Annotated in this window: 14 protein-coding genes and 2 riboswitches; of the genes, 12 read left to right on the top strand and 2 right to left on the bottom strand. The window is 60.3% G+C overall.

What is annotated here, in order from left to right; translation table 11 throughout:
* The first annotated feature begins 70 nt into the window (after window positions 1–70).
* From KGL31_06885 to KGL31_06875, 3 genes are all read left to right on the top strand, one after another.
* Window positions 71–1,636: a hypothetical protein gene (locus KGL31_06885; GenBank protein MDE2321629.1), complete on the top strand. Its 1,566-nt coding sequence runs from the start codon at window positions 71–73 to the stop codon at window positions 1,634–1,636.
* A 350-nt stretch (window positions 1,637–1,986) separates the two neighbouring features.
* On the top strand, window positions 1,987–2,217 hold the full coding sequence (locus KGL31_06880; GenBank protein MDE2321628.1) for a hypothetical protein: 231 nt from the start codon (window positions 1,987–1,989) through the stop codon (window positions 2,215–2,217).
* 58 nt (window positions 2,218–2,275) lie between these two features.
* Entirely contained in the window at window positions 2,276–2,425 is a 150-nt protein-coding gene (locus KGL31_06875; GenBank protein MDE2321627.1) for a hypothetical protein, read from the top strand.
* Window positions 2,426–2,470: 45 nt separating this feature from the next.
* Here KGL31_06875 and KGL31_06870 read toward each other — a convergent pair whose 3' ends face one another.
* Window positions 2,471–2,953, bottom strand: coding sequence for a response regulator transcription factor (locus KGL31_06870; protein ID MDE2321626.1), 483 nt, complete (start codon window positions 2,951–2,953; stop codon window positions 2,471–2,473).
* 228 nt (window positions 2,954–3,181) lie between these two features.
* Entirely contained in the window at window positions 3,182–3,835 is a 654-nt protein-coding gene (locus KGL31_06865) for a response regulator transcription factor (protein ID MDE2321625.1), read from the bottom strand.
* A gap of 165 nt (window positions 3,836–4,000) precedes the next feature.
* On the opposite strand from KGL31_06865, the gene KGL31_06860 reads away from it, so the two are divergent.
* The 9 genes from KGL31_06860 to KGL31_06820 form a co-directional block, all read left to right on the top strand.
* Window positions 4,001–6,055 (top strand): NFACT family protein, encoded by a 2,055-nt coding sequence (locus tag KGL31_06860; protein ID MDE2321624.1) that lies wholly within the window; start codon window positions 4,001–4,003, stop codon window positions 6,053–6,055.
* Window positions 6,056–6,988 (top strand): Ppx/GppA family phosphatase, encoded by a 933-nt coding sequence (locus tag KGL31_06855; GenBank protein ID MDE2321623.1) that lies wholly within the window; start codon window positions 6,056–6,058, stop codon window positions 6,986–6,988.
* Window positions 6,989–7,055: 67 nt separating this feature from the next.
* Window positions 7,056–7,294, top strand: a riboswitch (cobalamin riboswitch).
* A 133-nt stretch (window positions 7,295–7,427) separates the two neighbouring features.
* A complete protein-coding gene (locus tag KGL31_06850) occupies window positions 7,428–8,342 on the top strand; it encodes a cobalamin-binding protein (protein ID MDE2321622.1) in 915 nt (304 codons plus the stop codon).
* A 128-nt stretch (window positions 8,343–8,470) separates the two neighbouring features.
* A riboswitch (cobalamin riboswitch) is annotated at window positions 8,471–8,628 on the top strand.
* Window positions 8,629–8,676: 48 nt separating this feature from the next.
* Complete coding sequence (locus KGL31_06845) at window positions 8,677–10,701, top strand: TonB-dependent receptor (GenBank protein ID MDE2321621.1); 2,025 nt, start codon at window positions 8,677–8,679, stop codon at window positions 10,699–10,701.
* On the top strand, window positions 10,698–11,588 hold the full coding sequence (locus tag KGL31_06840) for an ABC transporter substrate-binding protein (protein MDE2321620.1): 891 nt from the start codon (window positions 10,698–10,700) through the stop codon (window positions 11,586–11,588). The genes KGL31_06845 and KGL31_06840 overlap by 4 nt, the downstream gene beginning before the upstream one ends.
* Before the next feature lie 50 nt (window positions 11,589–11,638).
* On the top strand, window positions 11,639–12,694 hold the full coding sequence (locus KGL31_06835; protein ID MDE2321619.1) for an iron ABC transporter permease: 1,056 nt from the start codon (window positions 11,639–11,641) through the stop codon (window positions 12,692–12,694).
* A complete protein-coding gene (locus KGL31_06830) occupies window positions 12,691–13,527 on the top strand; it encodes an ABC transporter ATP-binding protein (GenBank protein MDE2321618.1) in 837 nt (278 codons plus the stop codon). The genes KGL31_06835 and KGL31_06830 overlap by 4 nt, the downstream gene beginning before the upstream one ends.
* A 70-nt stretch (window positions 13,528–13,597) precedes the next feature.
* Window positions 13,598–14,530, top strand: coding sequence for a TonB family protein (locus KGL31_06825; protein ID MDE2321617.1), 933 nt, complete (start codon window positions 13,598–13,600; stop codon window positions 14,528–14,530).
* A gap of 12 nt (window positions 14,531–14,542) precedes the next feature.
* Window positions 14,543–14,862 (top strand): site-2 protease family protein (locus KGL31_06820; GenBank protein MDE2321616.1); only part of this gene is annotated, 320 nt, incomplete at its 3' end.

Raw genomic sequence — 14,862 nt, 5'->3', positions numbered from 1 at the left:
CTTTACAGGAGATCGTAATCACGTGTAGCAGGCAACGCCTCAAAAGGTGTTCGTCATAAGGAGGTGCCAGATGCTGTTCGCTAGGACAAAGGCTCCTACTATACTGTTTCTGTCGCTTTCACTGCTCGCCTCCATAGGCGCTTCATCGGCCTGGGCGCAGGGGTCAACTGCGGAACCCCAAAGCGGGATCGTGACTCCAGCAGGAACGGTCAATGTCCAGGATCTCCCGGATGTGGGTCCGCGTCTTCCCATCCTCCGCGAGATGCCGTTCCGGGTTCCGAACCTGCAACTGTTGCTGGACACCAAGGCGCGGCACGAGGCCGGAACCCAGCCGACGCCCAATGCGTCGTCGACCGTGACGGGCTCCAAACTCACCACCGTTTCACCGACCACGGGTTTCATCGGCCTGCGCCAGTCGGAGAGCGGCGGGTGGCGTCCGCCTGACACGCAGGTAGGGGTCGGCCCCAACTCCATTGTTGAGGCGGTGAACCTCGAACTGCGGATCTGGGACAAGAGCGGCACTATCATCAAAACCACGGATCTCAATAGCTTCTTCGGGGTCTCCACCACCACCAATCTCAGCGACCCGAAGATCCGCTTTGACTCTTTTTCTGGTCGCTGGTTCATCGCCGTGATCAGCTACAACAGCTCGTTCACGGCTGGGGCCTGGCTTCTAGCCGTTTCAGGGAGCTCTGATCCCTATCCCGCCACCTTCACCATCTATCAGTTCCCGACGAACAACAGCGCCCCCGACTTTCCGGCCCTCGGCGTGAGCAGCGACAAGGTCGTTCTCACCGCCAACGCCTTCCATGGAAACAGTTTCGTAGGGACCGAGTTCCTCGTCTACAACAAGGCAGATCTGACCGTCGGCACCAAGCCTGCCCGCTACACCTACTATTCGCCGCCTCAAGGGCTCTTCACGATCCAGCCCGCCCAGTCGCTATCGCCCACCAGCACGCTCTACATGGCGGCGGTCGCCTACAACTCGGCGACGAGTATCCAGCTCTGGTCGGTCGATGGCGCGCCGGGAGGTTCACCGCCGGTTAGCCTCTCGACAAAGACGTTGTCGATCAACTCCCTCATCAGCCCGCCGGGCGCCCAGCAGTACGGGACCAGGCAGCTCATCACCACAAACGACAACCGGCTGCTGGATGCGGTCTTCAGCGGCGGCAACCTCTGGGTGTCGGCAAACTCTGCCTGCAAGCCCTCAGGGGATGCTAAGACGCGCGCCTGCCTGCGGCTCATGCAGTTCGCTATCGGCAGTTCGATTACGAATACGACGAGGGCTCAGGACTTCGATTTCGGACAGTCCGGGTACTATTACTATTACCCGGCGATTCAGATCGACGGGACCGGGAACCTCTTCTCGGTCTTTTCGAGCTCCTCGGCTAAGTTGTACGCCGGCGTCTATGCGAGCGGCCAGCGCGTGACCGACCCGAACACCTTCCAGAGTCCGGTCTTGATCAAGTCTGGCGAGGGCGCCTACACCACGACCCGCTGGGGCGACTACTCCGGCGCCGCCGTCGATCCCTCCAACTCCAGCATGGTGTGGGTGGCGGGTGAGTACACGCTCCCGATCAACTCGGCCAACCAGCCCGAGTGGGGCACCTGGCTGGCGCCTCTGCAGATGCAGTAGCCGTAGAGCCGTCAAAAAGACAGCGGTCGCTACGTTCGGCGAACTCGCAGACTGCGTCCGGCGATGCTTGCGAGGTATACACTGTCAACGTACATTAACACCCGCACTCAGCGTCGCGGCATCGACGGATAAGCCAGGTTACACGCGCAATAGACAGGAAGCCTTGATGTCCTGGTACGGACAGAGGGGAGGGAGCGTAGGATCCGGCCTTCATACTCATGGGCGAACTAAAGATTCATGGGGTATTACGAACGAAGTGGAGCAATCTCGTATGCTCCGAAAGGATTGAGTCGCCCGGCGTGGCCAGAGTCGCGCTTGGCATGTGGGTCACATGCTGATATGTTGTCAACATGCCAAAAATGATCCAGCTCCGTCACGTCCCTGATGACCTGCACCGGAAGCTCAAAGCCAGGGCCGCTCTGGCGGGCTTGTCGCTCTCCGACTATCTGCTCCAGGAGGTTCGCCGCGTCGCGGAGCGGCCGACGGTATCCGAATTGAGGGTCCGGCTCGCGCAACGCGCCCCGGTCGTCATGCAAGCCTCGCCGGCCAAAGCCGTCAGGGCCGAACGAGAGCACCGGTGATCGTTGTTGACGCCTCCGCAGTGACCTCCCGATTACACGATATCCGCACGACCTGTTCTTGCTGAGGATCTGGGACCTCCGGCACAATGTGACCGCTTACGACGCGGTCTATCTGGCTCTTGCCGAAGCCCTCGCCGCTCCCTCGCTCACCCGTGATGCGGCGCTGGTGTCGGCGGCCGGACACACCGCACGGATCGAACTTCTCTGATCTGTCGGCGGGTCCAGGCTGCCTGTGCGTTGCACGCAGACAGGCTTATGGAACTTGCTCCGCCGGTGCGTGCTCCGCCGCCGTTGCCGGAAACGTCAGCTCGACGAGGCGACGCAGTTCATCGATGATCGCGGTCAGGACCCGGCGCCTCACCCACACCTCGCCGTTATGCACCACCCTGATCGCCTTCACCAGATCGGTCCCATCGCCCTTCACGATGTAGCCCCTTGCACCCTGTCTGAGGACCTCCTGGACAATCGACTCCTCGTCGTGGACCGAGAGGATGATTGCCTTCGTGTCCGGGCTGTACCAGCGGGTCACGTGCAGGACATCCAGGCCACTCATCCCCTGGAGGTCCAGGTCAAGGATCAGCACGTCGGGCTTCAACCGCCCCACTGCCGTGATCGCCTCCCACCCATCCCGCGCCTCCCCGACGACGTCCAGGTCTGGAGCAACTCGGAGCTGTTCGCACAACAGCTCCCGATACTCGAGATAGTCTTCTGCGACAATGACCCGGATGGGGGGCATTGGGCGCCTCCTCTCGAATGATTCGCGTGCTTCGCGGCCCGTCGCACATGCTGCACTCAATATGCTACGCATGTATACATGGCAACCCAATTCAGCACAATCGCCCACTTGGAGTACTTCGCAAGGATAAGAGACGTAGCCCGCTTACTATTTATCAAGAGACCGCTTGACCGGTCGGATTGACTCACCGGGGAACAACGTGATGGCACGAGGGCAGGAGGGTGGAGATCAGGCGGTGTGGTCCACGATCCGAGAGAGGAGCAGTTGGAGGCGGCGAGTGACCTTCAATTTACCGAATATGTTGCCTAAATGCGTCTTCACAGTATTGTCGCTAATCCCCAGTTGCGCGGCAATCTCTTTGTTGGTCATCCCCTGCATCACCCATTTGACGATCTCTTGCTCCCGATCCGTCAGGGCCTCTCGCATCTCTGAGAGGGAGAGATTCATCCCTTGCGTCTTTTGCAGCAAGCCTTCCAGCGTTTTAGCCAGGACCTTACGCTCCGCCCAGATCTCTCCGGCACGGGTGACCCGGATCGCCTTGACGATATCCTGATGGTTGCGAGATTTCGACAGATACCCTTTGGCGCCCTGTTGCAAGGCCCTGCTCGCGAACTCGCCTTCGGAACATTCGGATAGGATCAACACATTTGTCCGGGGGGATGTCTTATGGATCTGTGGGAGCACCCCGAGACCTCCAAGCCTGGGGATTTGGGTATCGAGCAGCAGGATATCGGGTTGGAGGGCTTCCGCCATGCGAAGGGCTTCGGGACCATCAGCCGCTTCGCCGACGACCTGAATGTCATGCGCCTGCGCCAGGAGCGCCCGGATCCCCTCGCGAAAGCGGGCGTGATCGTCAGCAATCAGGACTGAGATTCGCCTCATTCGACCGCTGTCTCCTTCCATGTCGTGAAAAACCTGTGTGACTTACGCGGGCTCCAGTCTGATGAACGACGCACCTTATCGGTCAGTATAATTGCATAGAGAACGCCAGACAGTATATGAACATAATATCAATCCAGATAGTTAATAGTCGCACAGCACAACAACGTGCTGAAGTTAACGGAACGGTATAGTACCGTAGGTCGGTTAACCGATACGGTCAATACGCATTTCGGCGTATTTTCGGAAAATACGGTTCATCACCAATTATTACGCTTTATTACGCTCCAAGCCCTGGAGTTCTGCGTACTTCGAACGCCAGGAGTTCCGGAGGCGAGTCTGCCTGGGTCCAGGCTGAGCTTTACACGAATAGCTGCCTTGGGTATAGTCTGCGTCATGGATGCCTTTTGCCTTGCCGCGATCATTCGGGAACTGCAAGCCGTCCTTCCAGGTGTTACGATCAGCCGCGCTCAGCAACTCGATCAGTGGAGCCTGCTGCTGATCTTTCACAGGGGACGAGGGCCGGACGGACTTTTGCTGTCTGTTAAGCCTGGCGCGCCCAGAATCGAGTTGTGTTCACCGCCACGCAAGCCTGCTGTACACTCGTCGAGGTTTGGAGACCTTGTTGCGTCAAGGACACAAGGGGCGCTGATCGAGGAGGTGGAGCAGGTGGGGCTTGACAGGATCATGGCGATCCATCTGCGTGGCGGCTCTTTATCTGATTCGACGGTGGTCGCCACGGGTGCGGCGGCCATGACCCTGTATGCGGAGCTGCTGGGGCCTGCGAGTAACGCGATCCTCGTGGATCGAACGACCGGAATGATCATTGACCGTCTTCGCGCGGCCTCCGGACGAACGAGGGGTGAGACACCGGGACCTGTCTGCGTGCACCGCACAGGCAGGCCGGGCGAGCCGTATCAGCCCCCCTTCGATGGCAGCCGCGTCGATCCCAGGGGTGTCGGAGAAGACGAGTTTCAGACGCTGGTCCGTACCCGCCTTGCTGAAGGAATGGATGCGGCGCGTATCCTCTCGACCGGCTTCGCTGGGTTCGGTTCATTGATGGCAAAGGAGCTGGTGGCCCGTTCTGGCCTCTTGACCTTTACCTCTCCCGACGAGCAGGCGCGCGCCCTGTGGAAGCCGTTTCGCGATCTCATGGATCGTGTGGCCACCGCCGCTTTCGAACCCAGGCTCCTCATGGGGAGTGATGCGGAACTTGTCGGCATCGCCGCCACCCCGCTCATCACGATTCCTGCCGATCGCCAGGTTCCATTTTCCACCATGGCTGAGGCGGCTCGCGCCTTTTGTGTGGGTCGCGAAAAGGTCACCCAGCAGGCGGGACTCCGAACCGAATTGCTGCATCGCGTGCAAAGCGAGATCAGTGCGGCAGAGCGGCTTTCGGCCAAGCTGGAGCAGGAGGCGACGATCTATCGTGATGGCGAGCTTCATGCCCGCAAAGGGCGGCTCCTGCTTGCCAATCTGGCCGGTATTCGGCGTGGACAGCAGATTGTCGAACTGACCGACTACGCCGACTCGGCGCAGCGGGCGCTGCAAATTGAGCTGGATCCCGCCTGCTCCATTGAGGAGAATGCTCAGCGATACTTCGCCCTGCATCGCAAGGCCAAGCGCGGCGCACAGATTGTCGGTGAGCGTCTTACAGAGACCACGAAGCGGCTTCGTACGCTGCGGACTCTCATGAAGCAGGCAGAGACGGCAAAGGATGTGGACGCACTGCAGCAGATTGATGCCGCTGTGGCTCGTGTGGCGAGGCGCCGTCCGACGCAGGGGCCGGCAGCGCCGCGCGTTCGGCAATCCGATGGCCCAGAACCGCGCATCTTCCGCTCCTCGGACGGTCTGGCGATTCTGGTCGGCAAAAGCGGGGCGGGTAACGATCATCTGACTTGGCGGCTTGCCCGATCACACGATATGTGGCTTCACGCTCAGGGCATCCACGGCTCACATGTCGTCATCCGTTTGCAGAAAGGGAAGCAGGCGCCCCCCCGCACTCTCTGCGAAGCGGCGCAACTCGCCGCCTACTACAGCCGGGCGCGCGGGGAGGTCAAGGTGCCGGTGGACTATGTCCTGCGGAAATATCTGAGGAAGCCGAAGGCTGCTGCACCGGGAGCCGTCTTACTCACGCAGGAGAAGACGATTACCGTTCAGCCTGAGGCCGGCCTGGTTCGCCGACTGCATGCCGCTGAAGATGCCCTCCGTGACGAGGATTAAATGGCGATTTACGCGGCCATTGATATAGGTACGAACACCCTTCGCTTGCTTATAGCCGAAGCGGTGGGTTTCGATCATTTCACCATCCTTCATCAAGAGCAGACGGTCGCTCGTCTCGGTGAAGGGTTGATGCCAAGCCGGCTGCTCCAGGATGCGCCAATGCAGCGCAGTCTGGCGACTCTAGGGAGATTCGCCGAGACGGCTCGCCGTTTCAACCCTGTGTGCGTAGCGGCAGTTGCCACCAGTGCAGTACGGGAGGCGAACAACCGCGAGGAGTTTGTCGCGGTAGTACGCCGGGAGAGCGGGCTCACCGTCCGGGTGATCGACGGCAACGAGGAGGCGCGGCTCACCCTCCTCGGCGTTCGACACGGGCTCTGCCTCGGATCGAGACGGGTCCTGGTCATGGACATCGGCGGGGGGAGTACCGAGTTCATCTTGGCCAATGGGGAGGCGATTGAGACGATGGTGAGCACCGGCCTGGGCGTCGTCAAGCTGACCGAGGCGCATCTGAAAAGCGATCCGCCGACCCCCGGTGAGCTGGAGGCTATTGAACAAGTCGTTGCGGACCGGGTTCGGCGACTTCGCGTCGAACTGCCCGGTCTTGATGGTGCGGCGCTTATCGGAACTGCCGGGACCCCGACCACCCTTGCCGCGATCGATCTGGGACTCACCGTCTATAGCCCTGCTCGAGTAAACGGCCATCGGCTGTCGATGATTCGGACGGGGCAACTGCTTCACACATTGGCAGCGAGACCGCTGGCCGAACGGTGCGAGATCCCGCCCTTGGAGCCTGGACGGGCCGACGTGATTATCGCTGGCACCGCCCTTCTCGTGACGGTCATGGGCGCGCTTGGCTACGACGAGTTCACGGTCAGCGATAGCGGCCTGCGGGAAGGGATCATCCTCGACCTCCTCAGGCGGCACACCCTGTGAGGCTCGTAGGATTCCTTTATTTTGTTGACATCGGGACAGGCGTCGGATTAGATATACCGCGTCCCGCCAGAGTCGGGCGGGGCTGGGTCCGCCGATGGTGGAAACAGGGAAAACGGTGAAGCCCTGCACTCGCAGCATGGAGGGCCAGACCGTTGCTGCCCCGCAACTGTAAGCGGCATTGAAATCTGCTGAACGCCACTCGTGAAAAGTCAGGGTACTTACCCTACATCCTGCAGTTCACCGGGAAGGCGCAGAAAGTAAGGTAAGCCGCGAGCCAGGAGACCTGCCCAGTCCCGGGGTGCTGATGACCTTCCGAGGGGAAGGGCGGCCTTATCGCGTACCGGGTTGATCGCGGCGCAGGTTTGGCGTGTGGTTTGGGCATGAAAACCCCAATCCTCCTCGGAGGATTGGGGTTTTTTGTTGTGGAGGAGCGGCCTGCATGCGGATCTGCTCATTACTGCCAAGTGCGACCGAGATTGTCTATGCCCTGGGCCTTGGCGACCAGCTTTATGGGGTCAGCCACGAATGCAATTTTCCTCGCGAGGCCAAGTCCAAGCCGATTGTCATTCGGTCAGTCTTTGATTCATCTATGCTGAGCAGCGCGGAAATCGATTGCGCTGTCAAGGCGCAACTTCGCCGCGGCGAAGGGGTCTACACCATCGACCTCGATCGGCTGCGGCAGGCCAAACCGGACCTGATCCTGACTCAGGAGCTGTGTGACGTTTGCGCTGTGCCGTATCGAGAGGTTAAACGGGCGGTGGAGCAACTCGACAGCGCGCCACGTTTGCTTTCCCTTTCTCCGCTTCACTTGGGCGACGTCCTGAACGATATCCGCCGTGTAGGGGAGGCAACCGGCAGAGCGAGGCAGGCTGAATCCTTGATTACGTGCCTTCAGTCGCGGATCGATCTAGTGGTTCGTGCGGTCGCCGGTTCGACTGAGCGGCCGAAGACCTTTTGCGTGGAGTGGGTTGAACCCATCTATGCCGCGGGTCACTGGGTTCCAGAGATGGTACAGATGGCGGGAGGGATTGACAGGCTAGGCAGGCGAGGGAAGCCGTCAATCCCGATGAAGTGGGAGCGGGTGGTTCGGTACGCGCCGGAAGTTGTCATCCTGATGGGCTGCGGCTTCGATCTGGAACGGAACATCCGAGAGTTGTCGCTTCTCACGAGGTTGCCGGGCTGGCGCGAGTTGCCCGCTGTGGGGCGCGACCGCGTCTACGCGGTCAATGCACGCGCTTATTTCAGTCGCTCCGGCCCCCGCCTCGTGGATGGCCTCGAACTGTTGGCGAAGATCCTGCACCCCGAGCTGTTCCCTGGCGCGATTCCTGAGGAGGCGGCGCGCCAGCTTCAGTGAGATGAGTACAGCCGCAAAGGGCAGGCAGGCCCGGGCCATTGCCGTCGTGGGCAAGAAACCTGAAAGGGGGTGAGAGAAACCTACACGATCGGATAACTATTCGGAGAGAATTGAGCGCCCTTGGATTCAAGGGAAGCTGGTGTGTCGGCCGCATGTTGCGGCGGAGCAAAGCCAGCACGGTCCCGCCACTGTGAGTGGGGAGCCGCTCTGCACAATGCCACTGTCCTGAGCTTGCCGGAGGATGGGAAGGCGCAGAGTCGGCAATGATCCGCGAGTCAGGAGACCTTATCCAGGGGAAAATGGAAACGCACCACCTTCGCGGATAAGGGGGCGAATGATGAAACGCTGGAGCGGTGTAGTCAAGGGATGGTTGTGGGTGACGATTCTGTGGTGCTGTGAACCGGGGAGTGCGTCAGGACAGATGCTCGGGTTAGCTCCTGAAGACGCGGTAGAGCTGGGGCCGGTGGTCGTGACGGCGACCAAAACCGAGGTTCCCGTAAAACAGGTTGCGGCATCGGTTACCGTGATCACGAAAGAGGAGATCGAGGCGCGTCAGGTCACCCAGGTGTCAGACCTGCTCCGGGATGTCCCAGGCTTGAGTACTACGCAGCAGAGTAGTCGCGGCAGCATCGTGAGTGTGTTCCCAAGAGGCGGGAACTCCAATTTTAATCTGGTGCTGATTGACGGAGTAAAGGTCAACGACGCCGGCGGCTTCTACGACTTCGGCGATCTCAATACCGACAATATCGAGCGAATCGAGATCGTTCGCGGGCCGCAGAGCGCGCTGTACGGTTCGGATGCCATGGGGTCGGTGATCCAGATCTTTACGAAGCGGGGCAAGGGGACGCCGCGTGTCGAGGCCTCGTTCGCGGGCGGGAACCTGAAAACGTTTGAAGAGAAGTTGAATCTTAGCGGAGGGGCCGGACAATTTGATTACTCGCTGGGTGTTGGTCGAAACGATACCAACGGGAACCTCCCCATCAACAACCACTTTGGCGAGACGACTGTGAGCAGTCGCGTGGGCGTGACCCTTGAGAAAACGCTGGACCTGAGTCTAGCTATCCGTTACACCGATAACCACCTCAATTTTCCCACCGGGGCCGGTGGCGATCGGTTCGGTGGGGTCACGTTCCCGCTCGATCCGAACCAATCAAGCGATCAGCAACGGCTGGTCGTCAGCGGTAAGGCCAGTCACGCACTGACACCCTGGTGGCAGCAGACGCTTCAGCTCGGTTGGTACCGGCGAAATTTTGCCTATGATGATCCCTTCACTTCCGGCATCAATTTCTCCGCCTTTCACAGTAAGGATGAAGAGCGCCGCCTGTCGATGGATTATTTCTGGAATCTAACTACCCCCACTGTTCTTGATCTCTCAGGTCTATTTACTACCGGCTTCGCCTTAGAGCGGGAGGAGTTCGATCAGCGGGCCGCCGCCACCGAGACCGATTTTCCTTTTGCAAGCGCGAATGAGGCCAGACGGAATAATAAGGCCGGCTACCTCCAGGGTCAGTTCGACTGGAAGAAAGTGCTGTTCCTGACGGCGGGATTCCGGGTGGATGGCAACAGTACCTTCGGAACTGAGGTCACACCGAGGGTCTCGGCGGCGTGGATCGTTCCTTACTTGGAAACCAAGCTGAGGGGTGGTTACGGGGAAGGAATCAAGGAGCCGAGCTTCATTGAAAACTTTGGCGACGGGAGTCAGTTTGTCGTCGGCAATCCCAACCTGAGACCGGAGCGCTCCAAGAGCTGGGAGATCGGGCTGGATCAGCCACTGCTTCAGCGTCTGGCCGATGTTTCAGTCACATACTTTCACAACCGTTTTGAAGACTTGATCGCCTTCATTTCCCGTCCTACTCCTGGCTGTCCGGCCAGCTTCTGCAATGTCCAGAAAGCGAGGGCGGAGGGGGTCGAGCTGGCCGCGACAATCCGCCCAGGGTATGGCCTGACGATCGGTGGCGCCTACACCTTTCTGGATACCACGGTACTTGATGATGGCGGCATCGGGTCAGTTGCGCTGCAAAAGGGCCAGCCCCTGCTCCGCCGACCCCGACACGCTGGGACGCTCTCCATCGACCATGTGTGGCATGGCCTGCACACGAGTCTGACGACAACGTTTGTCGGCGATCGACCGGATATCTTCACCGATCCGGCCACCTTCGAAACCAGACGGGTGACCGCGCAGGGCTACACGACCGTGGACTTGGCGGGCTCGTACCTCCTGTTGAAGGATACCGTCCATCTGCGGGAGCTTACACTGTTCGGAAAGATCCAGAACCTCTTCGATAGGGATTACCAACAAGTCGCCGGCTTTTCGGCTCCGGGTATTACCTGGCTGTTCGGCCTGAAGGGCAGCCTGTGACGCGTCAGGCGATCCTGCTGTTCTGGATCGTGCTGTTGTTGTGGGGCCCTGCCGATGCAGCCTCCCTTACTGTTGTCGACGACGCGGGGCGGTCCGTAACATTGGACGGACCGCCCAAGCGGATCATGGCGCTCACGCCGAGCAATACCGAGATCCTGTTCGCGCTGGGCGCGGAGGGACGCATCGTGGCTGTCGACCAATGGAGCGACTTTCCGCCGGCTGCAAAAGAGAAGGCCAGAATCGCCCCCCTCAACCCCAACCTGGAGCAGGTCGTGCGTTTCAATCCCGACCTGATTCTCTCGACTCATGGAGGCGCGGAACCGCTGCTGCCTCTCGAGCGGTACGGGATCAGGGTGATGATCTTAGCGCCGCGGACGCTCGACGACCTCTATCGAAACATCCTGTTGATCGGGCGGATTGTGGACGCCGAGGCGCGAGCCGAGGGCCTGGTCCGCGCCATGCGGCAGCGGGTAGCGGCGGTCGCGGCGAAGGTGCGGGCCGCCCCCAGGCCCAAGGTCTTTATCGAACTTGATGGCAGCGACCCGGGCCGCCCCTTCACGGCCGGTTCTGGTTCATTCATCGATGTCCTTATTGGGCTTGCGGGCGGGGCAAATGTCGCCATACATTCGCGAATGGCTTGGCCTCAGTTCAGCCTGGAGGAGCTGATCAGGGCTGACCCCGACCTGATCATCCTGGCCGATCCCCTTGCTCCCCTGAACCCTCAAACGCTGGAACTGGCGGCTCGACGCCCCGGGTGGAGTCGCTTGCGGGCGGTGCGTCTGGGGGCGATGGCTGCGATCGATTCAAGTGTGATCAGTCGGCCCGGGCCAAGGATTGTCGAGGGCCTCGAACTGTTAGCCAGACTGTTTCATCCGGACCGTTTTTGATGAGACAGAGCCAGCACCCTGCACCCCAAATCCCCCCCACCCCCCCTTTTATAAAGGGGGGGTGGGGGAATTTCGTACCCGGCATCTATGTTGCCTTGTCAGCCTTACTCCTTTTGGCGCTGCTCATCGGTGTCATGCAGGGTGCGGTCGCATTATCGCCCACAACCATCCTTAAAATTCTTCTTCGGTCGACCGGTGTTCCGGTCGGCCCAGTGACTTGGCCGGGCGCGGACGAGACGATCCTGCTTGAACTCAGACTGCCCAGAGTCCTGGGTGGGGCATTGGTGGGCGCGGCCCTGGCGACTGCCGGCGTCCTGTTCCAGGGATTACTTCGCAACCCGCTCGCTGATCCGTATATCATTGGCACATCTGCCGGCGCAGGCTTCGCGGCAACAATGGCCATACTTGTCCTGCCACCGGCCTCCATCCTTGGCTTTGGATCGGTGGCGCTCTCAGCCTTTGTGGGTGGCCTGCTGGCGGTGCTGCTGGTCTACCGGCTTGCGCGGGTAAATGGGCACAGCTCGCCGGTGACGCTGTTGCTCGCCGGTGTCATTGTCAACGCTGTCCTGGGCTATCTGGGCTCGTTGAGCATTCTGCTCTTCGAGGGAAGCGAGTTCAGGCTCCGTCAAGTCTTTACCTGGCTCATGGGTGGGATCGCAGTGAACGATTCGCGACAACTGTTAGTTGTGGGGCCAATCATTGTTGCGGGGATTATCGTCGCGTATGGGTGTGCGGTGTCGCTCAATGCTCTGACGGTGGGAGAGGAGGGGGCGCAAGTCCTGGGAGTAAATCTGGATCGGGAGGCCGGAAGGATCATCGCGCTCGGCGCGCTACTGACGGGCGCTGCGGTCAGCGTCAGCGGTCTGATCGGATTCCTGGGGCTCGCCGTTCCGCACATCTTGCGTATCCTGGTCGGGTCCGATCACCGACGACTCTTGCCGACCTCGGCCTTGGCCGGCGCCGCCCTTCTGGTATTGGCGGATACGGCAGCACGCTCCATTGCAGCTCCGGCAGAGCTTCCCGTAGGGATCTTCACGGCCCTGCTCGGCGGTCCACTTTTTCTCTTCCTGCTACGGCAGAACGGAAGGGAGTCGGGGTGGCGATGAGACCAGAGATCCGTCTTGATGCCGTTCATTTCAGTTATTCGAGCGGCTTCGGACTTGAAAGGATCGATCTGACCGTCGGACCGGGCGAACGAGTGGCAATCCTGGGTCCGAATGGCTCGGGCAAGACGACGCTTCTGAAGTTGATGCTGGGTCTGTTACATCCGGGGGAGGGAGAGGTCTCTTTCGAGGGCGAGGACCTGGGTAGGATGAGCCGGACAGCACTGGCGCGGGCGATCGCCATGGTTCCCCAGGAGTTGCTGCTGCCGTATACCCTCACGGTGAGGGAGGTGGTGCTGCTGGGACGCACACCGTATCTGCATCGCTACCGCGGCCCTGCGTGCGAGGACCTGGAGGCGGTGCGGGCCGCAATGACCGCCACCCATCTCCTGTCGTTTGCAGACCGTCCGTACAACGATCTTTCGGGAGGGGAACGCCAGCGGGCCGTCCTGGCGATGGCGCTGGCACAACAGCCGCGTCTGTTGCTGCTCGACGAACCGACCCGCTCCCTCGATCTCAATCACCAGATCCGGATCCTCTCGCTGATCAAGGATCTCAACGTGATGCGCAATCTGACGGTTGTCTCATCTATGCACGATCTGAACCTGTCTTCGCTCTATTTTGACCGTCTGGTCCTTCTGTCATCGGGTCGCATCGTTGCGGATGGCCCCCCGGACGAGGTTATTCAGGCGGATACGATACAGAAGGTCTTTGGCGTGTCCGTGCTTGTACACCGACATCCCAGACGCGGTATTCCCTGGGTGACCCTCTTGCCAGACACTCTCGATCCGTTCTCTACCCGCGAAGACGCCTCGGCACAGGCGATCAATCCTTGACAAATCTGGTGACTGCGGACTATTGTAGCACCCAGTGTTGAAAGTCAAGGTTCAAGATGATGGGTTGCGAATGTTGACTGCTGTACATCCGCAGATCCGCAACTTTCTCGTCTTTTCGCTGCTAGCCCACCTGGTGTTTATCGGCCTGCTCAGCGTGATGGGGCGGTCTATCCAGCTACCGGCAGATCGGCCGCTCCAGGTCCGAATTGTCGATCAACCGATTCGAACGCCGACTTTACCCCCGCGTGATCGTCACACGCTCGGGGAGGTTACGGCGCGCGCGCAACGGCCTGCAACCAAGGCAGGCCCGCCTCGAACACCGAACAGTTCAGGCATCCCGCACCTCGCGTCGGCTTCCTCTCGCCCAGCAATGGCAACTCCGCCGGCCGCATCGTCGGCGGTAGCGGGCTCCGGCGCTCCTTCCACGCATCGCGCTGCACTCACCCCTTGGACGCCGCCTCCGTTGCTGACGTTGAAGGGGCCGGCTGTTGCCCCCAGCCCGAAGACGGCTCAAGTGGAGCCACTTGAGAGCGAGGATGTCGGTAGATCGGTCCGCCCATCTAATCTCAGGGGTCAACTGGCCATGCTCTGGAAAAGTCTCGATGCCGGGCAATACTCCGGCCAAGGGGCTGATGCGGGAGAGGAGGGCGACACGGGTTCCTCTGCCGGGCCGACTGTTTCGTTGGACAGCCAGGATTCCCGGTTTGCGTCCTATCTGCTTGGTGTGAAAAGGCGGATTGAGAGTGTGTGGAGTTACCCTTCGGAGGCGCGGGGCCTGAGCGGAAATCTGGTGGTAACCTTTGGGATCACGCGCGATGGCCGCTTGCGCGATCTGCAACTCACGCAAACTTCCGGTATCGCCCCACTGGACAACGAGGCCATTCGGGCCATTCGGCAGGCCACCCCCTTTTCCCCGTTCCCTGAGCGGATGCATTTCGAACGGCTGAATATCCGAGCAGCCTTTTACTACCATGTAAGCCACACAAGCTTCAGGAATCGATGAGCTTCATTGACATTGAGCTATCCAACGAAGATCTGCCGTTACGTAGGATCGGGCTCTCACGGAGAGGCGATAGAAGGTTTTGACGGCTCGCAGGGTCCGTGGTATAAAAAAGATATGGCAAGTTGGCCGAATTCGGACGAGGGCATCCTCTTTTTTCTGGAACGGGAGATGGCAGGCGTTTTTGCGATCAGCGAGGGGCGCCTGTTTGATGGGACCGCCCGTTTCCAGGGAAAATTGTTGGTCGACCCCGGTCAGGCTGTGGCTAAATTGACGGAACGGCTTGCTCCTCACGGCTACTACCCGCTGCTTCGAAGCGAGGAGGAACTGACAAT

The sequence above is a fragment of the Candidatus Methylomirabilota bacterium genome (genome assembly GCA_028870115.1).
GTDB lineage: Bacteria > Methylomirabilota > Methylomirabilia > Methylomirabilales > Methylomirabilaceae > Methylomirabilis.
The sequence above is the reverse complement of the archived record's forward strand: the minus strand, read 5'-3'. Positions and strand labels throughout refer to the sequence as shown.

Bases quoted from the DNA above. Each gene is read 5' to 3' on its own strand.
- KGL31_06885 (MDE2321629.1), top strand. From the start codon at position 71: ATGCTGTTCGCTAGGACAAAGGCTCCTACTATACTGTTTCTGTCGCTT.
- KGL31_06880 (MDE2321628.1), top strand. From the start codon at position 1,987: ATGCCAAAAATGATCCAGCTCCGTCACGTCCCTGATGACCTGCACCGG.
- KGL31_06870 (MDE2321626.1), bottom strand. From the start codon at position 2,953: ATGCCCCCCATCCGGGTCATTGTCGCAGAAGACTATCTCGAGTATCGG.
- KGL31_06865 (MDE2321625.1), bottom strand. From the start codon at position 3,835: ATGAGGCGAATCTCAGTCCTGATTGCTGACGATCACGCCCGCTTTCGC.
- KGL31_06855 (MDE2321623.1), top strand. From the start codon at position 6,056: ATGGCGATTTACGCGGCCATTGATATAGGTACGAACACCCTTCGCTTG.
- KGL31_06850 (MDE2321622.1), top strand. From the start codon at position 7,428: ATGCGGATCTGCTCATTACTGCCAAGTGCGACCGAGATTGTCTATGCC.
- KGL31_06845 (MDE2321621.1), top strand. From the start codon at position 8,677: ATGATGAAACGCTGGAGCGGTGTAGTCAAGGGATGGTTGTGGGTGACG.
- KGL31_06830 (MDE2321618.1), top strand. From the start codon at position 12,691: ATGAGACCAGAGATCCGTCTTGATGCCGTTCATTTCAGTTATTCGAGC.
- KGL31_06825 (MDE2321617.1), top strand. From the start codon at position 13,598: ATGTTGACTGCTGTACATCCGCAGATCCGCAACTTTCTCGTCTTTTCG.